The following is a 264-nucleotide window of genomic DNA, read 5'->3' as shown; positions in this document are numbered from 1 at the left end:
CGAGGGTCTCGGCGAAGAAGCGCTCCAGTCCCTCGCGATCGAGGTCGAGCAGGTTCTGCTTGGCGGCAGTCATGTCGGCGGCGACCTCGGTCACGGGCTGATCACTCAGCGGGAAACGACTTCGTCGTTCTTGAAGAAATACGCGATCTCGGTCTGCGCGTTCTCGACCGAATCCGAGCCGTGGGCGGCGTTGGCGTCGATGGAATCGGCGAAATCGGCGCGGATCGTGCCCGGCGCGGCGTCCTTCGGGTTGGTCGCACCCAG

The 264-nt window shown here is 65.2% G+C and carries 1 protein-coding gene; it reads right to left on the bottom strand.

Going from position 1 to position 264, the window contains the following annotated elements; translation table 11 throughout:
• Positions 1-105: 105 nt before the first annotated feature.
• The coding region (locus SB719_RS20720; protein ID WP_412159824.1) for a nucleoside-diphosphate kinase at positions 106-264 on the bottom strand (159 nt) is incomplete at its 5' end.

Source organism: Pantoea sp. SIMBA_079 (assembly GCF_046940275.1).
Classification (GTDB): Bacteria; Pseudomonadota; Gammaproteobacteria; order Enterobacterales; family Enterobacteriaceae; genus Pantoea; species Pantoea borealis.
Note: the sequence above shows the minus strand (reverse complement) of the source record. Positions and strands in the feature narration are given on the sequence as shown.